This is a genomic window from Amorphus sp. MBR-141 (assembly GCF_053628695.1).
Map to the genome: position 1 here is coordinate 17,833 of NZ_JBRJGW010000024.1, position 20,466 is coordinate 38,298.

The 20,466-nt window shown below is 64.5% G+C and carries 26 protein-coding genes and 2 pseudogenes; 25 read left to right on the forward strand and 3 right to left on the reverse strand.

What is annotated here, in order from left to right:
• Window positions 1-178: 178 nt before the first annotated feature.
• From ACSSVZ_RS23505 to ACSSVZ_RS23525, 5 genes and pseudogenes are all read left to right on the forward strand, one after another.
• Window positions 179-1,102, forward strand: a complete 924-nt coding sequence (locus ACSSVZ_RS23505; protein WP_453973257.1) for a DUF2493 domain-containing protein — start codon at window positions 179-181, stop codon at window positions 1,100-1,102.
• Between the two features lie 112 nt (window positions 1,103-1,214).
• Window positions 1,215-1,598: a DUF6157 family protein gene (locus ACSSVZ_RS23510; RefSeq protein ID WP_173189727.1), complete on the forward strand. Its 384-nt coding sequence runs from the start codon at window positions 1,215-1,217 to the stop codon at window positions 1,596-1,598.
• A 175-nt stretch (window positions 1,599-1,773) separates the two neighbouring features.
• Window positions 1,774-2,211, forward strand: a complete 438-nt coding sequence (locus tag ACSSVZ_RS23515) for a hypothetical protein (protein ID WP_453973259.1) — start codon at window positions 1,774-1,776, stop codon at window positions 2,209-2,211.
• 581 nt (window positions 2,212-2,792) lie between these two features.
• The gene (locus ACSSVZ_RS23520; protein ID WP_453973260.1) at window positions 2,793-3,116 is read left to right on the forward strand and encodes a DUF736 domain-containing protein; all 324 of its coding nucleotides are present in this window, start codon (window positions 2,793-2,795) and stop codon (window positions 3,114-3,116) included.
• A gap of 242 nt (window positions 3,117-3,358) precedes the next feature.
• Window positions 3,359-3,491: pseudogene (locus ACSSVZ_RS23525) on the forward strand (glutaredoxin); the annotation flags it as partial.
• Window positions 3,492-3,524: 33 nt separating this feature from the next.
• On the opposite strand, the gene ACSSVZ_RS23530 reads toward ACSSVZ_RS23525, so the two are convergent.
• Window positions 3,525-3,935, reverse strand: coding sequence for a c-type cytochrome (locus tag ACSSVZ_RS23530; RefSeq protein ID WP_372057504.1), 411 nt, complete (start codon window positions 3,933-3,935; stop codon window positions 3,525-3,527).
• A 132-nt stretch (window positions 3,936-4,067) separates the two neighbouring features.
• On the opposite strand from ACSSVZ_RS23530, the gene ACSSVZ_RS23535 reads away from it, so the two are divergent.
• From ACSSVZ_RS23535 to ACSSVZ_RS23570, 8 genes are all read left to right on the forward strand, one after another.
• On the forward strand, window positions 4,068-4,466 hold the full coding sequence (locus ACSSVZ_RS23535; RefSeq protein ID WP_453973262.1) for a hypothetical protein: 399 nt from the start codon (window positions 4,068-4,070) through the stop codon (window positions 4,464-4,466).
• 72 nt (window positions 4,467-4,538) lie between these two features.
• Window positions 4,539-6,074 (forward strand): multicopper oxidase family protein, encoded by a 1,536-nt coding sequence (locus ACSSVZ_RS23540; RefSeq protein WP_453973263.1) that lies wholly within the window; start codon window positions 4,539-4,541, stop codon window positions 6,072-6,074.
• A 123-nt stretch (window positions 6,075-6,197) separates the two neighbouring features.
• Window positions 6,198-6,326 (forward strand): hypothetical protein, encoded by a 129-nt coding sequence (locus ACSSVZ_RS23545; protein ID WP_296708656.1) that lies wholly within the window; start codon window positions 6,198-6,200, stop codon window positions 6,324-6,326.
• Between the two features lie 16 nt (window positions 6,327-6,342).
• The gene (locus ACSSVZ_RS23550; protein ID WP_453973265.1) at window positions 6,343-6,729 is read left to right on the forward strand and encodes a DUF302 domain-containing protein; all 387 of its coding nucleotides are present in this window, start codon (window positions 6,343-6,345) and stop codon (window positions 6,727-6,729) included.
• Between the two features lies 1 nt (window position 6,730).
• Complete coding sequence (locus ACSSVZ_RS23555) at window positions 6,731-7,405, forward strand: TVP38/TMEM64 family protein (RefSeq protein WP_453973266.1); 675 nt, start codon at window positions 6,731-6,733, stop codon at window positions 7,403-7,405.
• Window positions 7,402-8,712 carry an APC family permease gene (locus tag ACSSVZ_RS23560; RefSeq protein WP_453973267.1) on the forward strand — a complete coding sequence of 437 codons (1,311 nt, stop codon included), beginning with the start codon at window positions 7,402-7,404 and terminating at the stop codon, window positions 8,710-8,712. Before ACSSVZ_RS23555 ends, ACSSVZ_RS23560 begins: the two co-directional genes overlap by 4 nt.
• Window positions 8,713-8,779: 67 nt before the next feature.
• On the forward strand, window positions 8,780-11,113 hold the full coding sequence (locus tag ACSSVZ_RS23565) for a heavy metal translocating P-type ATPase (protein WP_453973268.1): 2,334 nt from the start codon (window positions 8,780-8,782) through the stop codon (window positions 11,111-11,113).
• A gap of 35 nt (window positions 11,114-11,148) precedes the next feature.
• On the forward strand, window positions 11,149-11,628 hold the full coding sequence (locus ACSSVZ_RS23570; RefSeq protein ID WP_453973269.1) for a DUF411 domain-containing protein: 480 nt from the start codon (window positions 11,149-11,151) through the stop codon (window positions 11,626-11,628).
• Between the two features lie 405 nt (window positions 11,629-12,033).
• Here ACSSVZ_RS23570 and ACSSVZ_RS23575 read toward each other — a convergent pair whose 3' ends face one another.
• A complete protein-coding gene (locus ACSSVZ_RS23575; RefSeq protein WP_173189746.1) occupies window positions 12,034-12,252 on the reverse strand; it encodes a helix-turn-helix domain-containing protein in 219 nt (72 codons plus the stop codon).
• Between the two features lie 155 nt (window positions 12,253-12,407).
• On the opposite strand from ACSSVZ_RS23575, the pseudogene ACSSVZ_RS23580 reads away from it, so the two are divergent.
• The 6 genes and pseudogenes from ACSSVZ_RS23580 (at window position 12,408) to ACSSVZ_RS23605 (ending at window position 15,606) form a co-directional block, all read left to right on the forward strand.
• Window positions 12,408-12,666 (forward strand): annotated as a pseudogene (locus ACSSVZ_RS23580) (hypothetical protein).
• A gap of 125 nt (window positions 12,667-12,791) precedes the next feature.
• Complete coding sequence (locus tag ACSSVZ_RS23585; protein WP_173189748.1) at window positions 12,792-13,055, forward strand: DNA -binding domain-containing protein; 264 nt, start codon at window positions 12,792-12,794, stop codon at window positions 13,053-13,055.
• A gap of 125 nt (window positions 13,056-13,180) precedes the next feature.
• Complete coding sequence (locus ACSSVZ_RS23590; RefSeq protein WP_244648670.1) at window positions 13,181-13,513, forward strand: transcriptional regulator domain-containing protein; 333 nt, start codon at window positions 13,181-13,183, stop codon at window positions 13,511-13,513.
• 25 nt (window positions 13,514-13,538) lie between these two features.
• Window positions 13,539-13,934, forward strand: a complete 396-nt coding sequence (locus ACSSVZ_RS23595; RefSeq protein WP_453973270.1) for a DUF2285 domain-containing protein — start codon at window positions 13,539-13,541, stop codon at window positions 13,932-13,934.
• Window positions 13,935-14,154: 220 nt separating this feature from the next.
• Window positions 14,155-14,436, forward strand: a complete 282-nt coding sequence (locus tag ACSSVZ_RS23600; protein WP_453973271.1) for a helix-turn-helix transcriptional regulator — start codon at window positions 14,155-14,157, stop codon at window positions 14,434-14,436.
• An 18-nt stretch (window positions 14,437-14,454) separates the two neighbouring features.
• Window positions 14,455-15,606, forward strand: coding sequence for a replication initiator protein A (locus tag ACSSVZ_RS23605; RefSeq protein WP_453973272.1), 1,152 nt, complete (start codon window positions 14,455-14,457; stop codon window positions 15,604-15,606).
• A gap of 244 nt (window positions 15,607-15,850) precedes the next feature.
• Here the strand turns inward: ACSSVZ_RS23605 and ACSSVZ_RS23610 are convergent, their stop codons facing one another.
• Complete coding sequence (locus ACSSVZ_RS23610; protein ID WP_453973273.1) at window positions 15,851-16,897, reverse strand: IS110 family transposase; 1,047 nt, start codon at window positions 16,895-16,897, stop codon at window positions 15,851-15,853.
• 275 nt (window positions 16,898-17,172) lie between these two features.
• On the opposite strand from ACSSVZ_RS23610, the gene parA reads away from it, so the two are divergent.
• The 6 genes from parA to ACSSVZ_RS23640 are packed head-to-tail and all read left to right on the forward strand — an operon-like array spanning window position 17,173 to window position 20,289.
• On the forward strand, window positions 17,173-17,826 hold the full coding sequence (gene parA, locus ACSSVZ_RS23615) for a ParA family partition ATPase (protein WP_453973274.1): 654 nt from the start codon (window positions 17,173-17,175) through the stop codon (window positions 17,824-17,826).
• Complete coding sequence (locus ACSSVZ_RS23620; protein ID WP_453973276.1) at window positions 17,823-18,074, forward strand: ribbon-helix-helix protein; 252 nt, start codon at window positions 17,823-17,825, stop codon at window positions 18,072-18,074. Before parA ends, ACSSVZ_RS23620 begins: the two co-directional genes overlap by 4 nt.
• Window positions 18,071-18,592: a DUF2840 domain-containing protein gene (locus tag ACSSVZ_RS23625; RefSeq protein ID WP_453973278.1), complete on the forward strand. Its 522-nt coding sequence runs from the start codon at window positions 18,071-18,073 to the stop codon at window positions 18,590-18,592. Before ACSSVZ_RS23620 ends, ACSSVZ_RS23625 begins: the two co-directional genes overlap by 4 nt.
• Window positions 18,589-19,134 carry a S26 family signal peptidase gene (locus tag ACSSVZ_RS23630; protein ID WP_453973280.1) on the forward strand — a complete coding sequence of 182 codons (546 nt, stop codon included), beginning with the start codon at window positions 18,589-18,591 and terminating at the stop codon, window positions 19,132-19,134. The genes ACSSVZ_RS23625 and ACSSVZ_RS23630 overlap by 4 nt, the downstream gene beginning before the upstream one ends.
• 48 nt (window positions 19,135-19,182) lie before the next feature.
• The gene (locus ACSSVZ_RS23635) at window positions 19,183-19,518 is read left to right on the forward strand and encodes a DUF736 domain-containing protein (protein WP_453973282.1); all 336 of its coding nucleotides are present in this window, start codon (window positions 19,183-19,185) and stop codon (window positions 19,516-19,518) included.
• A gap of 3 nt (window positions 19,519-19,521) precedes the next feature.
• The gene (locus tag ACSSVZ_RS23640; protein WP_453973284.1) at window positions 19,522-20,289 is read left to right on the forward strand and encodes a lytic transglycosylase domain-containing protein; all 768 of its coding nucleotides are present in this window, start codon (window positions 19,522-19,524) and stop codon (window positions 20,287-20,289) included.
• Window positions 20,290-20,466 lie beyond the last annotated feature (177 nt).

Here is a 20,466-nt window from a genome sequence, read left to right on the forward strand (position 1 = left end):
TTCCGGCGCGGCCTATCGGCCGCTTTCCATCGCGAGGCAAAATCGCCGGCCTCCGCCATCCTCCGCTCACGCTCCGGCCCGTCCGCTGCCGCTCCCGGGTGCAGGACCGGACCGCCCGCCGTCTTCCGGCGCCATGAAGGCCGCGGCGGGCGCGGCCAACCGACAAGGGAGCATCACCATGGCACATGAAGACGACGATATCTTCGAGCCGCACCACCAAGCCTCTCCGACCGAGCATGCACTGAGCGAACTGCAGCTCTACGGCTACCGCCACGACGGGCACGGCCCGGACCCGCGCCTCGTCCCGGAAGACAACGTTATCGCAGGCGCTGTCTCCGACATCTTCGACGCCCTCATCGCAACCATGGCTGACACGGCACTCGATGGCGAACTCGACGATCTGCTCTGGTCGACCGTCAACATATTCCACCGTGCCGCCGACCGGATTGAGCGCAAGCTCGACGACAACGAACAGGCGCAGAAGCGCGGGCAGCGCGAACAGGACGGCTCCGAAATCAAGGCGGTCGAACTGGAACGCCTCATCGAGGCCGGACAAGGCCTAATCCAACGCCGCGACAGTCTGGAAGTTTTCCGCGACAGCGCCGCCGAACTATATCTGCGCACGACCGGCTCCCCCTGGTCGCCACGCACCGGCTCGCAGGTGAACCATCGTGCACTGACGTCGGCGATGATCGACAGTCGCGATTTCATCGCCGAGCGCAAACGGGCCAAGCGTGAAGTGCTGTTGCCCGCAGGGCCGAAGGTCGCTGTTTCAGGTGGAGCCGACTTCAATGATCACAAGCTGATCTGGGACAAGCTCGACCAGGTCCGTGCCAAGCATCCCGACATGGTGCTGATGCACGGTAAATCGCCGAAAGGCGCCGAGAAGATTGCCGCCCGGTGGGCCGATCACCGCAATGTCGCCCAGATTGGTTTCGCGCCGGACTGGACGAAGCACGGCCGCGCCGCACCGTTCAAGCGCAATGACCAGATGCTTGACGTCCTGCCGATCGGGGTCATGGTCTTCCCTGGCACTGGCATTCAGGAGAACCTCGCCGACAAGGCCCGCAAGCTCGGCATTCCGGTTTGGTGGTTCGGATGAATCGCGGCCTATGCACGCTTGGCGGACAAAGTTGCCGATACTTGTATTCGAAATCGAAGACCCGGTCTGTTCGTCTGATATGTTCCTACTTTTTCTCTGAGTGGAGATGCGCATGCATAGTACAAATTATCATGACACCCTCATTACCGTATCGGCGGATTGTCCCGTGACGGCGGCATCACCTCCGGCGAAACCTGGAACAATTGCGGGACGCCAATTCGCCCTGCTGAACGCTGCTCCTTACGAGATGACTTCGGATGAATTGCTTCTCGCTGTTGAGAACGAGCGCAAGGGTCCGGTGAGCGCTGCCACTTTCTTCTCAACGCCAAAGGCTTGCCTCCGCGCCTCGCCACTAGTGAAGAAGCATGGCTATGGCCTGCATCACGACCGGGACGGAAGGATTGCACTAGTCCCGATGGAAAGCGAAGAATACGCACGACTCTTGGCAGCAACTTCAGTAGAAAAACTCGCCGGAATGCGCAGTTCGCGAGCCTGACATCGCGCGGGGACGATCAGAGCTTCCGACTATCCCAGAGCATGCGGATGCCGGCCTCACGATCTGACCAGACCTTCCTCTCGCAGCTCAACAGCGAGCGTGGTATTATTTTGCGTTGTGCCATGGTGGTGGTGGAGGCGCGACCGTTTGAATCTCATCTTACGGAGACGCCACCATGATTATTGCGATTCTCGGATCCATCGCTGCAATCGGCGCCATCTGCTGGCTGCTGTTCACGCTCGCCACCTATGCCTTGCCTGCGCTCGGTGGCGTGGCGGCCGGAATGTGGGCCTATCAGACCGGCGCAGGCCTGCCCGGCAGCGTCCTTGTCGGGCTCGTCGGTGCGGCCCTTGTGTTCGGCATCGGGCAATACCTCATCCTGTTCGCCCGGCCCATGTGGCTGAAACTCGCCACCGCGCTCGCCTTCGTCGCGCCGGCGGCGATTGCCGGCTTCCACGCCACCCACGGCATCGTCAAACATCTCATGCCATCGGAGACCTGGCAGACCGTCTTCTCCGTGATCGGCGCGGTGGCGGTCGGGATCACAGCCTTCGTTCGCGTGACCTCCATGGCCTCGACCGGACCTGACGGGCAGACTGCGGCCAGCGTCTGAACGCCATCGCAGGCAGGGACGGGAGGTGAGCTCTTCCACCGCGCCCCATATCGAAGCCTGAGGGAGTCGGACATGCGGTATGCGGGACGGATCTTCAATTTCAGTCCCGGATCGGCGCCTGCGGACGGCATGGCATAAGCTGTCCCGACAGGCGCAGCCAGAGATGCACGGGAGATGCTTGTGGAACCATATCCGGCGGCAGCGCCGGATACGAAGCGAATTGGCCTGCAGGGCAGCAGACGATTTGTGTCCCTTCGCCGGCCAAGAGATTGAGCGCACGGTGTCGCTACTGTCTCCTTGAACGATCCCCGAGAGCCGATCGCTCCAAACGGCCTCTTCAATGGGCTGATCTGGCCGAAGACCGGCTGCGCCTCGATCGCCTATGGCGCAATGGCGCCCGTCAGGTTTCTTCCCCTGCCGGCTGCGCCGCCATTCCTCGCGAGACAAGAAACCCGCCGGATCGCCATCCTCCGCTGACGCTGCGGTCGCACGCGATGCGCCGTCGATCGCCTCCGGCCTCTCCGATCGCCATCGAGGCCGCAATGGTGCGGGCTCGAAACCAGCGATCAAGGAGAACTACCATGGCAACCATCGGCACCTTCAAGAAGTCCGGCAACGAATACACCGGCGAAATCGTCACCCTCAACGTGCAGGCCAAGAACGTTCGCATCGTCCCGGAGACCAACCAGACCAGCGAGAACGCTCCCAGCCACCGCGTCCTGGTCGGCCGCGCCGAAATCGGGGCCGCCTGGTCCAAGCAGTCGAACGAGGGCCGCGACTATCTCGGCCTCAAGCTCGACGATCCGAGCTTCACCGCCCCGATCTACGCCAACCTCTTCGACGACGAGGACGGCGACGGCTACAGCCTCATCTGGTCCCGCCCCAGCCGCCGCAATGGCGACTGAACCCGCGCGGGTCCCGCCCGGCAACACCGGGCGGGGCCAACGCCGCCGAGAACGACTAGAATAGATCGGGTATTTGGCATGCTATTTCTGGCTGCCTTTGAACGGACGGACCTTGTAAGAGGGCCTGCGATTTCGCGAAACTTCTGCCGCTGCGCCTCTGGATCGCTTGAGGATGGCTTCCGCGACACAGTCGTCGGCACGATTCTGCAGGATAAGTACCTCCACTTGGGCCAAAGCGGAGTGCGGTTTCGGTCTTCAAGGCGGTCTACATCGAAAAGCGCGATGCGCCGGGTCGGCGGATCGAGCAACGTGCCGCTCGGCTTCTTCTCCCTGACCGAGAACCTGATTATGATCGCCATGACGATCTGGATCGCTCTGCCTAGGGTAGCTCGGCGGTCAAGGCGAGAGTCAGTTCGCCTGCGACACGTTCTCCTGGTAGGCCCGTTCGCGTTCCGGCCATGTGCTCTTGATGAAGTCGAGAACGGCGCGGATCTCCGCGTCGCTCAACACGTCTGCGAAGCCGGGCATGTCACTCTCGTATCCGCCACCGACGATGGCGGCAGTGCCCTCCTTGACGATACGGAAGAGGACCTCGTCGGAATGGTGCCACGTATGGCCGGTCTCGTCATGCGGCGGTGCGGGCGATCGGCCGGAGGGAAGCTGTGTGCGCCAGTCGGGCTGGCCCTCCAGATCAGCGCCGTGGCAGGCGGCGCACTGATCCGCATAGATCTGCCGTCCTTGCGCGATGACCTCTGCCGACGCGACGGAGTTGGATGCGGTACCGGCATGATGCCAACCGGTAAAGATCGCAAGGATCACGCCTCCGACAACCAGGCCGATCCCGACAGTATTTCGGAGAGTTTTTCCCAAGACGTCTGTCCCCGATCACTGCAGAATATCATCCGCGTCCCGCCGAGACCACGTTGTGCCAGCGGTGAGGCGCGCGCGACAATGGACATTCTCGTGAGCAATGCATATCTTAGAACGATGATCGCCCGTCTCGTCACCATGCTAGCCATACTTGCGATCACCGTGGTGACAACGGCGTCCTCTGTACATGCGGCGCACATGAGCTTCAAATTCAGTCCGGAGCACGCGATCCACGTCGGCGAGATGACGCACTCTCCCGGCCTTGCCCAGCCGGTTTGTGAAGGTGAACAGCACTGTGGATCGGCCGATGCCGGGATGTGCGAGTTCGTCTGCGCGGGTCTTTCGGCCTTCCTGACATCGCCAGTCGGAGAATCCGGACACGCCTACGGTCCCGTCAGCCATGACTTCCCGTTCGAGGCAAGCCACGTCGGCCATCCACCAGGACTGAACGAACGACCTCCCAAGTTCCGTCTCCTCTGATCGCGCCGGGGCCGACGCCCGCGGCGTCCCATCGGCATTGATGAACGGGACGGATGTCCCGAGGAGACGACCATGAACACCCTGTCGCGACGCGGCTTTCTCGCCGCAAGTGCTGCCGCCATTGGTGCGGCACACATGCCCCGTCTTGCCTTCGCGCAGACCGTGGCCCCAATCAGCCTCTCCGCTGCAACCCGGACGCTCGACATTAACGGGCGCGCGGCCACGGTCTTCGGTCTTGCCGGTCCCGGCGGTCAGGGGCTTGTCCTCGACCCCGGCCAGAAGTTCCGTGTCGATCTGACCAACGATCTCGGCGTGGGCACGATAATCCACTGGCACGGCCAGATTCCGCCAAATGCTCAGGATGGTGTGCCCGACATGCCGATGCCGCTACTCGCGGCGGGCGAGACTCGATCCTACGATTTCGAGGCGCGGCCGGGCACACACTGGATGCACAGCCACGTACCTACCCAGGAAATGCAGCTGCTGGCCGCGCCGCTGATCGTGCGCTCGGCCGAGGACGTCGCCGCCGACCGGCAGGAGGTCGTGATGTTCCTGCATGACTTCTCCTTCCGAGCCCCCGAGGAAGTGCTGGAGGAGATCAGCGGGGGGCACGGCGCAGGTGTCGGTACGCAGCCCGATCAAGGTGCGCTCATGGGAGGCATGGGGGCGATGCAGGGTATGAATCATGGTGCCATGGGGCACGGCGCCATGGGCGGCATGCCGATGGGCAACATGTCTGGTATGGGCGGGATGATGGGCGTGGGCCGCCAGATGGGCGGCATGGCCATGGACCTGAACGATTACGACTGGGACGCCTATCTCGCCAACGACCGGACCCTGTCGGATCCCGAGGTGGTGCAGGTCGAGCATGGCGGGCGCATCCTGCTTCGGGTCATCAATGCCGCCGCGGCGACGGTGTTCTGGATCGAAACCGGTGGAGTAGAGGCGCGACTGGTCGCGGTGGACGGGCACGCCGTCCAGCTTGTCCCGGGCACGCGGTTCGGGCTGGCGATGGGCCAGCGGCTGGACATCGAGATCGACCTGCCGAACGAAGGTGGCGCCTGGCCGATCCTCGCCCTGCGCGAAGGCGCGCGGGAGCGCACCGGCCTGATCCTTGCCTCGCGGGGTGCGGAGGTCCGGCGCCTGGATGCCGTGGCGGAGTCCGAAGCACCCGCTTTCGACACCGGTCTTGCGCAGGAGGCACGCCTCATTGCGCTGGATGCCTTGCCGGATCGACCTGTGGAACGCAGCCATGTTCTGATGCTTGGCGGCTCAATGCAGCCCTATGTCTGGACGATCAATGGGGCGATCTGGGGCCAGCACCAGCCGATCATCGCGCGCAGCGGCGAGCGGGTCGTTCTGTCGTTCCACAACATGTCGATGATGGCCCACCCGATGCATCTGCACGGGCATGTGTTCCAGGTCGTCGGCCTGAACGGGCGCCGCGTCGCCGGGGCCCTGCGCGACACGGTTCACGTGCCGCCGATGGCGATGGTCGATGTCGCCCTCGACGCCGGCGAGGCTGCGCGCTGGATGCTGCATTGCCATCACATGCCGCACCTTGCGACCGGCATGATGACCGAGTTCGCGGTCACGGCATCAGCCTGACCCAGGTGGGGCGTCCGGACAGGGCGCCCCGACGTGCCGGAACCGACCCCAGCTGTCCTGCCCCATGTTGTCGTGAGGGCCGGTCAAAAGGCGTACCCTACGGGTGAAAATCAGGAGGATGAGATGATGAACTGGAACGACATGGGCTCCGGAATGGGTTTCGGAATGGGATTTGGCTGGCTCTTCGGCCTGCTGATCCTCGCGCTGGTGGTTTTGGCCATAGCGGCGCTGGTCAAATATCTTCGAAAATAAGAGAAAGGACTTCTCAATGGCTTACACAATCAATCGCATGATCCCGGACACCGGTATCGACGATGTCGACGCCCGCACGCGCAAGGCGCTGGCGGACCATGGCTTCGGTGTCCTGACCGAGATCGACGTCAAGGCGACGATGAAGAAGAAGCTCGATGCCGAGATGCCCGCCTATCGCATCCTCGGCGCCTGCAATCCGAAGATGGCGCATCAGGCCATCGGGATCGAGCCGCGTGTGGGCGCGATGCTGCCCTGCAACGTGATCTTGCGCGAAGTCGAGGGCGGCGTGGAGGTCAGCGCCATCGACCCGGTGGCATCGATGCAGGCGATCGACAACGCCGAACTGACGGCGGTCGCCGGTGAGGTGCGCGACCTTCTGGCGAAGGCCGTCGCGGCCGTCTGAGATGGGCCTGCGCGCAATCATTCTCGTGGCGATGGCGATCCTCGGGATCGCCATGCTCGGTATCTGGCAGTTCGCGCCTGCAGTATTCGCCGATCTGCACGGCCTGATGGACGGCGAGCGCCTGGAGATGCTTGTCGCGCGCGCGGGTCTCTGGGGGCCGATCCTTGTCGTCGCGCTCATGACCCTGGCGGTCGTCGCCAGCCCAATCCCGAGCGCGCCCATCGCGTTGGCCGCCGGGGCGGCCTACGGGCATCTATGGGGGACGGTGCAGGTCGTGATCGGCGCGGAACTCGGTGCGCTGATCGCCTTCGGTCTCGCGCGGGTTCTGGGGCACGACGTCTTGCGGCGCGTATTCGGTGATCGTGTCGATGCTGGCCTGCTCGGATCGCAGACCGCATTGACCGCGACGGTGTTCGCCAGTCGCCTGATGCCCTTCGTGTCCTTCGACATGATCAGCTACGCCGCCGGGCTCAGCCGCCTGCACGCGTGGCGGTTCGCCCTCGCGACACTGGCCGGCATTGTCCCGGCAAGCTTCCTGCTCGCCCATTTCGGAGGGGAAGCGGTGAGCGGAGACCTCGGCCGGGCGACTTGGGCAGTTCTCGGCCTCGGCCTTGTGACGGGCTTGCCGCTGCTCTGGGTGGCGATGAGGAAAAGGCCGGAAAAGGAAAATCCATGACGAAAAGCGATTACGAGAGGAACAGCATTACCCTTCCTGGCGCGGTGGCCATGGGAACGGGTGTGATGATCGGCGCGGGCATCTTCGCCTTGACCGGACAGATCGCCGAGCTTGCCGGACCGCTCTTCCCGCTCTCGTTCGTCGTGGGCGCCATCGTGACCGCCTTCAGCGCCTATACCTACATCAAGATGTCGAACGCCTATCCCTCTGCTGGCGGCATCGGGATGATCCTGAAGAAGGCCTACGGACCGACGACGGTCGCGGCGGGCGCCGCCCTACTGATGGCGCTGTCGATGGTCATCAACGAAAGCCTCGTCGCGCGTACCTTCGGCACCTACACGCTGCGGGCGTTCGGCGGCGATCCGGACAGCGTGCTGGTGCCAATCCTCGGCGTCGGGCTGATCGTCCTCGCCTGGCTCGTGAACGTCTCGGGCAGCCGGTCGGTCGGGCTGTTCTCCATCGTTATGGCTGTTCTCAAGGTGGGCGGCATCGCGCTGTTCGGGGCGGCCGGTCTGTGGGCCAGCGGCATCTCGTTCGAGGCGTCGGCCGGAGATTCTAGCGCAAGCGGGTTCGTCGCGTCGCTCGCGCTGTCCATCCTCGCCTTCAAGGGGTTCACGACCATCACCAACAGCGGCGCCGAGGTCACCGATCCGCACCGCAATGTGGGCCGGGCCATCGTCCTCGCCATCGCCATCTGCGTCGTCGTCTATCTGCTGGTCGCCTTCGCCGTCGGCTCCAGCCTGCCGCTCGACCGCATCGTGGCGGCGAAGGACTATGCGCTGGCTGAAGCGGCCCAGCCCGCCCTCGGGCAGACCGGCTTCTACCTGACGGTGGCGCTGGCGCTGGTGGCCACTGCCTCGGGTCTGATCGCCAGCGTGTTCGCAGTCTCGCGGGTGCTGGCGATGCTGACGGACATGAAGATGATCCCGCACAGCCATTTCGGGATGCCGGGCACTATCAAGGACCACACGCTCGTCTACACCGTCGTGATCGCGGGCTTCCTGACGGTCTTCTTCGACCTCAGCCGCATCGCCTCGCTCGGGGCCTTCTTCTATCTGGCGATGGACATCATCATCCACTTCGGCGTGTTCCGGCATCTGCGCGAGGAAATCGGCGCTCGGGGTTGGGTGTTGCTGACGGCGATCGCCCTCGATGCCGTGGTGCTGTCCGCCTTCGCCGCGATGAAGTGGCAGTCCGACCCCCTCATCGTCGTCCTTGGCGCGATCGGCATGGCGCTGGTGTTCCTTTTCGTGGGGGTGTTCCTGGCGCACAATCCGGTCCGGGAAGGCGCTCACGACCATCACTAAAATGGGCTTGAGCTTCCAACGAGTGGAAGCAGCAAGCTGAAACGAGATACCGAAAGGCTGGCAGACCATGGAGCACGATCATCATCATGGGGCACCTGACATCCCGGCGGGGACGGAGACGGCGAAGGATCCGGTCTGCGGGATGACGGTCGCGGTCAAGCCGGACGGACGTCACGCCGAGTTCCAGGGCGAGACCTTCCATTTCTGCTCGGAGAAGTGCCAGACGAAGTTCAAGGCGGATCCGTGGTTCTATGCTTCCGGCCGCGCCGCCGGACAGAAGAAGGCTGTTCCGGCCAACGTCCAGTACACCTGTCCGATGCATCCCGAGATCGTTCGCGATGCGCCGGGTTCCTGCCCGATCTGCGGCATGGCGCTCGAGCCGATGGTGCCCTCGGACGAGCCCAGCGAGGAATTGACCGACTTCACCCGCCGAATGTGGATCTCGGCTGCCGCGGCGGTGCCGCTCATCATCCTGACGATGGGCGAACTGGTGGCGCTGCCGGTGCGCGACTGGATCGGGCACCAGACGGCCAGCTATCTGGAATTCGTGCTGGCCACGCCGATCATCCTCTGGGCGGCGCTGCCATTCTTCCGGCGCGGCTGGGATTCGATCGTGAACCGCAGTCCAAACATGTGGACCCTGATCAGCATCGGCGTTGCGGCGGCCTACCTTTACTCGATCGTCGCCACCTTCCTGCCGGGCGTGTTTCCGGAACAGTACCGGATGGGCCATGGCGTCGGCACCTACTTCGAGGCGGCGGTCGTGATCGTGGCGCTGGTCTTCGTGGGCCAGGTTCTCGAGCTGCGCGCCCGCGAGCGCACCGGCGACGCGATCCGCGCGCTTCTGGACCTCGCGCCGAAGACTGCGCGACGGATCCTGCCGGACGGCACCGAATACGACGCGCCGCTCGAGAACATCATGGAGGGCGATCGGCTTCGCGTGCGCCCGGGCGATGCCGTCCCTGTCGACGGGACGGTAATCGAAGGCCGCTCGTCTCTCGATGAAAGCATGCTGACCGGCGAGTCTATGCCGGTCGAAAAAGGCCCGGGCGATGACGTGACCGGCGCCACGATCAACAAGAATGGCAGCCTCGTGATCGAGGCGGGCAAGGTCGGGTCCGATACCGTGCTGGCGCAGATCGTCGCGATGGTGTCGAACGCGCGGCGGTCCCGCGCGCCGATCCAGGGTCTGGCCGACCGGGTGTCGGCGGTGTTCGTGCCGACTGTGGTGGCCATCGCAATCGTCGCTTTCGTCGTCTGGCTGACCGTTGGCCCCGAGCCCGCGCTGGTCTTCGCCATCGCCTCGGCCGTGTCGGTGTTGATCATCGCCTGTCCCTGTGCGCTCGGGCTGGCGACGCCGATCTCGATCACCACGGCAGCGGGGCGCGGCGCACAAGCGGGTGTGCTGATCAAGGACGCCGAGGCGCTGGAACGCATGGCGGGGGTCGACACGCTGATCGTCGACAAGACCGGCACCCTGACCATGGGCAAGCCGAAACTGACGGATACGGTCGCGCTTGGAGATCTGACCGAGACGGACCTGCTGTCGCTGGCCGCAGCTCTGGAGCGCGGCTCTGAACACCCGCTCGCCGAGGCGATCGTCGAGGGCGCCGAGGCGCAGGGTGCGCCGCGTCAAGAGGCCAAGGACTTCGAAGCAGTCACAGGCAAGGGCGTGCGCGGAAAGGTCGGCGAACGCGCGGTGACGCTCGGCAATGCCGCGATGATGCAGGAAATGGGTCTTGAAACCGGTGAGGCTGAAGCCAGGGCCGATACTCTGCGCGCCGAAGGGAAGACGGCCATGTTCATAGCCTTCGATGAGGCGCTTGTCGGAATCGTGGCTGTGGCCGACCCGATCAAGGACTCGACGGCTCAGGCGATCCGCGAACTGCACGCGCAGGGACTACGGGTGATCATGGCGACGGGCGACAACGAACGTACGGCGCAGGCGGTGGCGGGCAAGCTCGGGATAGACGAAGTGCGGGCGGGCATCCTGCCCGAGGCCAAGAAGGACCTGATCGACCGGCTGCGCCGCGACGGCCACAAGATCGCCATGGCGGGCGACGGGGTGAACGACGCGCCCGCGCTGGCCGCCGCCGATGTCGGCATCGCCATGGGCACCGGGGCCGATGTTGCGATGGAAAGCGCAGGCATCACCCTGCTGGGCGGTGACCTGATGGGCATCGTCCGGGCGCGCAAGCTCGCTCGCGCCACCCTGCGCAACATCAAGCAGAACCTCTTCTTCGCCTTCGCTTACAACGCTCTTGGCGTCCCCATCGCAGCAGGACTGCTCTACCCCGTCACCGGCCTTCTGCTATCGCCGATGATCGCGGCGGCGGCGATGAGCCTGTCCTCCGTCTCGGTGATCACCAACGCCTTGCGGCTCAGACGGGTCGATCTCTGACCTGCCAGTACACAACAACCTCGAAAGGAAATCAGATGATCCAAGACCGTTTTTCCCGCCGCACGCTCCTGATCGGCGGAGCTACACTGCTGGCTGCATCGCCCTTGGGGGCGCTGGCGCAAGACGCCGGACCGGCGATCCATGTGATGAAGGATCCGAATTGCGGCTGCTGCTCGGCCTGGATCGAGATCCTGGAAAACGACGGTTTCGCGGTCACGACCGAGCAGAGTGCCGGGACCGCGCTCATGCGCTACAAGCTGGACAGTGGCATCCCGCAGGAGATGGCCTCCTGCCATACTGCGCGGGTCGAGGGCTACATGATCGAGGGTCACGTCCCTGTGGCCGACATTCGCCGCCTGCTGGGCGAGCGCCCTGACGCAGTGGGCCTCGCGGTGCCCGGCATGCCCTATGGATCGCCCGGCATGGGGCCCGAGAACGAGCGCGAGGCCTACGACGTGTTCCTGATCCATCGGAATGGCAGCACGGACGTCTTCTCCCACTACGCCGCCGCTTGAGTCCTGGGTCCGCCGGCTGGCCAGCGAAGGTTGCACAACGGCACAATGTCGTCGTTGTGCAACGAAGAACGACTGAAAGAGTCAACAATCCTGCGAAGTTGATCGCAACGGACGGATCTCGGGGCGCCGAGGCCACAAGAAGGCGATCACCGCGTTGGCGCGCAAAATCGCCGTGATCCTCCATCGCATGTGGATCGACGAAACGGACTTCGACTGGGTTCAATTCAGGTCGAGGCACCTCCCCGCAAGGGGACGGGGAACGGCGAGCGCGCATATACGACTTGACCGCCGAGGCCGAGGCCGAGGTGATGTCGCAAGTTAAATTGTCCCGCCGCTTCCGCTGATCCCATCCTGTGGCGGTCTTGTGCCGACACGAAGAGAAGCTGATCCTCGCGGGTGTGCCGCTCAAACCTTGTCGTCGGGCTCGACCAAATCGACGTGGCTGACGCCGAGGGCTTGGGCCAGTTCGTATAACGTGATCACAGTCGGATTCCTACGGCCGCGTTCCAGGCTGCTCAGGTACTGCTGGCTGAAACCGGAACGTGCTTCGACATCTTCCTGGGTCAGGCCTTTCTCCCGACGCAGGCGGGCGAAGTTCCGGCCGACCAGTTTGCGCATATCCATGCGCAGGAAGATCGCGATTTACATACTTTGAGTTTATCAACTATAGTATGTAAATGAACCACTGGGGAGTGTGGGAAACCACGCTATCCGGTTGGTCCGAATAGAGAAGTCGTAGTTCTGGCGTGCGTATTCGTGACTGTAGGAGGTGATGATGCATGATCACCGCCCGACAGTCGCGGGCCGCGCGCGCTACTGGGTTGGACGCAGGAGACGCTCGCTGACAAGGCCCGAGTATCGCTGACCGCTCCCAAGCGCCTCGAATCGGAAAACGATCTGAGGGTGTACGAGAGCACGCGTGATCAGGTCCGCCGGGCCCTCGAAGCCAATGGCGTCGTTCTCCTCAACTCCGCCCGGGGCGAAGGGGTGATGATCGTTCATGCCGCGGCGAAGCAGGATCAGGAAACGACGGCCTGAAAAGAACCTGCCGAATGGTGTGGCGCCTGTCCCTCACAGCGATTTCGCGGTGCCTCTGCACAATCCTGGTGAGTTTGCGTTAACCATAGCCGGTTGCGGCGCCGCGCCGAGACACAGGAGTGCACATGGGCAAAGTCGATTTCCTGGATGAGCCACCGAAGAGTGAGCACGTGACCGACTATGATCGCGACCATGTCGTGACCTACCTGCGATTGCTCGACGCCGAAGCGGACGCTGCACACTGGCGTGAAGTCGTTCGCGTCGTCTTCGGTCTCGACCCCGACAACCAACCCGAACGCGCTCTGCGAGTTCACGAATCCCATCTCGCTCGTGCGCGGTGGATGACGGAGAACGGTTACCGCGACCTCCTGCGGTCTGCCTACCACTAGACGCCCGAGGTGATGCACAGAGCGCATCGCCATATGCCGGTTGCCCCGCTATCCAGACGTCAACTTTGCCGCGATCTTCCAAGGGCATGCGGATCCACTGCACAGGCTCGAGGAGGCAAATCGGGATGGTGGCGCAGGACAATTGGCGAGACGCCGAGACATATCGATACCTGAATGACCTGAACTCGGCGGAACTCGCCTGGGAATTCCTCCGGCGCAATTCTGACTATCAGCGAGAAGTCGCGGCTTCGGATCCATCGGATGATCATGCCATAGCGGCGCTGAGCGCGCACTGGGGGTTGCGCTTTCCCGATACCTCCGATCCTGCCCGCCACAAACGCCGACATCTTCTGGAGCCCCGCTGTCGATCCGGCCGCAATCATTCTGACGCCAATAGTCGTTCCAGGCTTGATCACGGCAACGATCGCCGTCGATCCGATCAGCGCCAGGTCGGCTGAGGAAGGCCTCTATCTCCGCTTTGTCGTGGCCGGCGAGCGCTTCGCTGCCATTGCGCTCGACGGCAAAGCACCTCGCGGCCCCGTAGCCGTCCTCACGCCCGTCGATCCGCTTCTCCATGATCGCGTCGATGCGCTGTTCCGCTTCCGGGACGCTCTCGTTCATCATCGGGCGGCACCTGACGATCGCCTCACCGCCCAGCGCAAGCGCCATCTCATCGAAATGCTCCGGGCGATCGATGGCCGGCGGGCCGGCGCCACATATCAGGACATCGCGGAGGCCGTGTTCGCCGCAGAGCGCGACACCGCGATTTCGTGGAAGTCGATGCCGCTGCGCGACGTCGTGATGCGCCGGGTACGCTCCGGCTTCGACCTTGTGGCTGGCGGCTATCGCACACTGCTCCACAAGCACCGAGCCCGATGACGCCAAAATCCGGCGTAGCTTCCCGATAGGTCGAGCCTTGCCATTTGGGCGGACCGAAAGGTTCGCGCCCCCGTTCCCTCCGACTTAATGCGACGTTCGAGAGGGTGTGAATCTTTTTCGACATCTTCGCACTCCCTCGCGCCGTTCCTCCTCCGCCACCGTGATCGCCATTCGCCGCTGAACCGCAGCGGTCACCGACTACACCACGGAGGCCTTATCCATGCGAACCAATCACGCCGCACTGCCGCCGCGCTTCCTGCGCACCAAGGAAGCTGCTCAATTTCTCAGCCTCTCCGCCCGCACCCTGGAAAAGCACCGCACCTACGGAACCGGTCCAGCGTACCGAAAACTCGGTGGCCGCGTCGTCTATTCGGTCGATGACCTCGAAGCCTGGGCGGCGCGCGGCGCCGTGACGTCCACCTCGGATCCGCGCGGGCGCGTGTTGCCCGCCAAGCCCCAGACGCTCCCCGACGGTCCGCAACCCGGCCGCCACGCGCGCTGAGCGCGAGCGGTCTTCTAAATGATGGTGCGGCGTCGATCCCTGTCGGAGCGCGGACAGCTCGATCTGTTCCGGGCGCTCCCCGGCGGTTTCGCGCCACGAGACGCGCAGGATCTCATGGCCTATCCCTTCTTCTCCCTGTCCAAGTCCCATCGCATCGCGCCGATCGATTTCACCGCCGGCGGCGTCTCGATTCGCGTCGAGGCCGTGCCGGACCACGGCATGGCGACCATCTGGGACGCCGACATCCTCATCTGGGCCGCAAGCCAGATCGTCGAGGCCCGCGACGGGGGTTTCCACACATCGCGCCTGATGGCGGCGACGCCCTATGAAATCCTGACCTTCGTCGGCCGCGGCACGTCGATGCGCGACTACCAGCGACTCAAGGCTGCCCTCGACCGACTCCAGTCCACCACCGTTTCCACCTCAATCCGTCAGCCGAGCGAAGGTCGCCGCCACCGCTTCTCCTGGATCAACGAGTGGCAGGAGCGCACCGACCATCGAGGCCGACCCGACGGCATCGAGCTGATCGTGCCGGACTGGTTCTATCGCGCCGTGCTCGACGACGGGCTCGTGCTCACCATCGACCGCGCCTATTTCGGCCTGACGGGCGGGCTCGATCGCTGGCTCTATCGCCTGGTGCGCAAGCATGGTGGTCGCCAGCGCGGCGGCTGGCGCTTCGACTTCCGCCATCTCCACCAGAAATCAGGCAGCCTGTCGCCCTACAAGCGCTTCGCCTTCGAGCTGCGCCATATCATCCGCCGCCAGCCGCTGCCCGGATACTCGCTCTTTCTCGAAGTCGAGGCGGGTGGTCGCACGCTGCTCGCCTTCGAGCCGACCCCGGCCTGTGGAAAGCCTGTGGACGGGGTCGTGCTATCGGGAACCCGCACTATCGTGCCATCAGGAACCCGAGGCTCGTGCTATCGGGAACCCAAACCCGATCTAAAGCATGGAGAGAAAACGGAAAATCGCGCCCGTAACTTAGAGTCTAACGTACTGACTCTAACTTGTTGTTGTGAGTCAGTGGATTGTGGAGACAACGCCTCTCCATTTCAGCCTGCCATCGGCGGACTGATCCGTAAAGCCGCTTTTACTTGCGAAGACACGCGCGAGCGCGTGACCGCCGCCGTCTGCCGCCGCTGCGGCCGTTCCCTTCCATCATCGTCACGCTGAGGTGCGGCTCATGTCTCTCCGAGGAGCACTCGCTAACGTCCGTGGTCGGCATGGTGTCCGCCACATTCCGGGATCTGGAGACCAGGCGGTCAGGCTAACAAGCGCCGTGCGGTTTCGCCAAAAGGCTGCCGGCAAGTCAAGTTTCGATCTCGCCCATGTCCCCGTCTCCCCGGGAGACGCCGCTCCGCCGTGGCGGAACCTGGTGACGCGCCGGAAGGGCGCGGCCGGATCGCTTACGCCGCCGTCATGCGCGAGCGATCCGGCCGCCCTTCAGGCCGACGCCATATCGGAAGGTCGAGCCATCGACCCATATCTTGTGCAGGAGCACGGCCAAGGCCCGCGCCACGGCAGTCGCAGCCTTCTTCAGCCCCTTCTTCTTCAGGAGCTTCAGGCCCCAGAGCCGCAGCTTGAAGTTCTTCGGAATGCGCGTGAGGATGGCGATCGCCGCCTCGTAGAGCATGGCGCGTGTCATCTCGTCACCGCATTTGGAGATGCGGCCCGACCAGTCGGTCTCTCCGGACTGGTATCGTCGCGGCGTCAACCCGAAGTGCGCGCCGACGGTCGTGGACTTCCTGAACCGGCCGGGGTCGTCCACGGTAGCGCGGAAGGTAAGCGCCACGATGGCGCCGACACCAGGCACCGTCATCATCCGCTTCACCGCCTTGTCCTCGCGCGCCGCCGCCAGCGCCAGCCGGTGCATGCGGGCGAACTGCAATCGCATCGAAGCACGGGCGGAGAGCAGCGGCTCGACGATCTGCTCCAGTTCGGCGAGGCCGGCAACCAGCTCGCGCACGCGCCCGTCGAACTTGCCGGTCGAGAACGGGCCGACCTTCAGGCCGAACGGCCGGATCAGGCCGCGGATCATGTTTTCCATGTCGAGCACCTTGCCGAGCAGCGCCTTGCGGCCGGCGAGCAGCATCCGAAGCGCCTGCGCCTCGCGCGACTTGACATGAACGGGGCGGAACCAGCCGGTGCGCATCAGTTGCGCGATGCCGCGCGCATCGTTCCTGTCGGTCTTGTTCAGCATGGCGTTGAGCGCCGCCTTGGTGTGGCGCGTTTCGATGCAGACGATCGGCAAGCCCTTTTCGTCAAGGGCGGCATACAACCAGGCACTGAACGAGAAGGCTTCCAGCCCGACGCGCTTGAGATGGATGCCCCATTCGGCCAGGAACAGCTCGATCGCGTCCGGGTCGGACGGCAGTTTTCCTTCCCGGACGACCTTGCCCTCGCCATTCACCACGCACACGCTCGTCGCCTCGAGCGACACGTCCAGTCCCGCATAGAACTCCATGTTTCGTCTCCGTCGCCGATCCTGACGGAGCACCACGCGCCGCCCTCCATGATCGTTTTACGGAGGCATCATCGCCACAGCTGCAACGCTGGCCAACTGGCACCAGTCAGTACCCCGGCTAACAAAGAATCTAACTCTGTAGAGGACGCGCGCGATGTGGAAAACATCGCTCAAGACCCTGCGCCAAGCGCTTCGAAAGCGCGTGAAGCCAACGCTTCTGCGCCATGCCCAGACTCGCCAACCCTGCCTCTCGACGACCGTCCGGGAGGCAAGCGATGATCGTCGCGTTGCTCAATCAGAAGGGCGGCACTGGCAAAACGACGCTCGCCCTGCATCTCGCCGGTGAATGGGCTCAGCGCGGGAATCGCGTCACGCTGATCGACGCCGACCCGCAAGGTTCGGCCCTCGACTGGTCCGAGCAGCGCGTCCGTGAACATCTTCCACGCCGCTTCGGCGTCGTTGGCCTGGCACGCGATACGCTCCATCGCGAGGCGCCCGAGCTCGCATGCAACGTCGATCACATCGTCATCGACGGCCCGCCGCGTGTCGCCGGGTTGATGCGTTCGGCCCTGCTTGCCGCCGATCTCGTTCTCATTCCCGTACAGCCGTCGCCACTCGATGGTTGGGCGTCGGCCGAGATGCTATCGCTCGTCAACGAAGCGCGCATCTACCGGCCCGAACTCGTCGCACGCTTCGTTCTCAATCGGTGCGCGGCGCGCACCGTGCTCGCACGCGAAACAGCCGAGGCGCTGGCCGATCACGACCCGCCGGTTCTCTCCGCCACCGTCGGGCAGCGCATCGCCTTCGCTGCCGCCGCGCAAACCGGCCGCTTGGTCTCGGAAATCGACAATGCCGCGGCGGCCGCGCGCGAGATCGGAGCCCTAACCGATCAGATCGCCCGCATCGGCGCCGGAAAGGCCTCGCCATGAGCGATCGCCCGAACCGCCGCGCATTCGCCGCCAGACCGGCCGATTCCGAGCAATGGATCAAATCCGCCGATGCCGCCTCCCGCGACGGCAGGACACCCGGCTACACCGCGCGCCTGACCGTCGACATCACGCCCGAGCTGCGCGGCCGTATCAAGATCGCCGCGTTCCAGCGCGGCATCACGGTCGCCGACATGCTGCGCGACCTCCTCGCGCGCGAATTCCCAGAAGACGAAGGAGACCCCTCATGACCGGCACCGCGGCCCCCCGCGTTGGCGGCGACCCGATACCGTCTGCCCACAATCCTGATGCGCTCATCCATGTGGAACTGATCTGGATCGAGAAGCGGATCGAATACTGGATTCGCTTCGGCCGCGAGACCGGCGAGCGGATTATCGACCGACACCGGCGCGTCGTGTCCTTCCGGCCCGGCGCCATTTTCGCCTTCGTGCGATGGGCGGCCAACGACTACGGCACCGTCATCTCGCGCATTGACATCGTGCGTGCCGTCACACCGGGCGCCGCCTATCAGACACTGCCCTTCGTGCGCCCCGGCGGCGAAATCCTACTCAAGATCGAAGGCTGGCCAAAGGTCGAAAAGGTGCTCCAGCACATCGACGCGGTGGAAGCCGCAGGGATCGATCCCTGCAACGCCGCCCCCGATCACTGGCGTCATGTCGCGCACCGGATGAGCGCCGGCCAGGAGCCGCGCGCCTACACGCAGCAGCGCCATCAGGCATGGCTCAAGCGGCGGAAGATCGAGCAATGACTCGCGTCGGCTATGTCAAGGCGACCTGTTTCGCTGTGGTGGCCGTTGCCGCGGCTGCCCTCGTTCCGACATCGCTCAAACTCGTCTGGAACGTGTCGGCCAGCGCGCCGATCGGGCTCTATCGGATCGAGCCCGTCGAACGCCTCGAAGTGCCAGATCTAGTTGCGGTGATACCGCCCGAGCCGCTCGAGGACTTCATGGTCGAGCGCGGCTATATCGGCCGCGACGTGCCCATCCTGAAGCACGTCCTCGGCCTGCCGGGACAGCGCGTGTGCCGCACCGGCCGCACCATCACGGTCGACGGAATCGCAATGGGCGAGGCGCTCGAGAGAGATCGGCGCGACCGCCCGCTGCCGGTCTGGAGCGGCTGCCGCGTCGTCGCGGCCGACGAGCTCTTCCTCATGAACTGGCAAGTCCCCGACAGTCTCGACGGCCGCTATTTCGGCCCACTTCCGGCCACGACCGTCATCGGTCGGGCCATCCCCCTCTACACCGACGAGGACGGCGAAGGCCGCTTCGTCTGGCGCGCGCCGACGCGGTGACGACGCGTGCTTTCCTGCAATCCCACCGCAACCAAAGAGGAGTTCATCATGCCCCAGATCGGTCAATTCACCCGCACGCCAAACGGCTACAGCGGACGCATGCGCTCGCTGTCGTTCGACTGCGAGCTTACATTCGTCATCGCCGAGAATGCCGAGAGCGAGAACGCGCCCGCCTATCGGGTTCATCTCGGCGATGAGGACGGACCCGAGGTCGGCGCCGGCTGGAAACATACCGGCGAGCGCACTGGGACCTTCATCTCCGTCGTCCTCGATGACCCCGCCTTTCCGTTCCCCGTGCGAGCCCGGCTGTTCCAATCGGACGAGGACGGACGTGACTGGGGCCTGCACTGGACTCGCCCGAAAAGGCGCGACGAGCAGGACTGAACCATGCCCGGCGTCCACCTACCTCCAGCACTGCGGCGGTGCGGCCCTTGCAGCCGCATTGCCCTCTTTCTCCTTTCCGGCCTGTCTCTCGGCCTGATCGAGAGCGGGGGCGCATTCGCGCAGCCGGTGGTCGTGCTACAGCAGGTGCCCGATCATCCCTTCGCCGCACATATTGCGGAGGCCGCGCAGCGCTTCGGCATTCCCGAGGGCTGGATCGTTGCCGTCCTGGGCGCCGAAAGCGCCGGCGATACGCACGCAGTCTCACATGCCGGTGCGAGGGGCCTCTTGCAGGTCATGCCCAGCACCTGGGATGACTTGCGCGCCCGCTATCGCCTCGGCTCCGACCCGTTCGATCCCCGCGACAGCGTTCTCGCGGGCGCGGCCTATCTGCGCGAAATGTATGACCGCTATGGCACGATCCCGGCAATGCTGGCGGCCTACAATGCGGGACCTGACCGCTATGACGAATACCTCACCACAGGTCGGCCGCTGCCCGCCGAAACACGCGCCTATGTCGATCAGCTTGCGCCAGCACTGGGCTTTGCAACGCAGTCGGTGGACGCCTCGGCCGCACTGCCGCCGCCACCAGACTGGCGCGAAGCGCCGCTATTCGTTCCGCGCTCGAACGACCGCCGGCCGGCCGTAGACCGCACCATCGAGAATCCATCAGCGCGCAACTCCGCTTCCGTGCCGGTGCAAGATGGCATCAAGAACCCTTCTGATCCGACGGCCATGTTCGTCGTACAGAACACGAGGAGGGGCACACCATGACGTGCACCAGCTCATTTCGCATGATGTCGGGCTCCGACGTATCATGTCGGGTGCAAGTGGGAGCGGCAGGCACCACAATCGCACGATTGCCGCCCGTAATCGGCAGGCCGCGCCTTCAGCGACTGCCGCGGGTGGCTCGGTTGATACCGTTGTTGCCGTCAAACCACGCAGGAGACG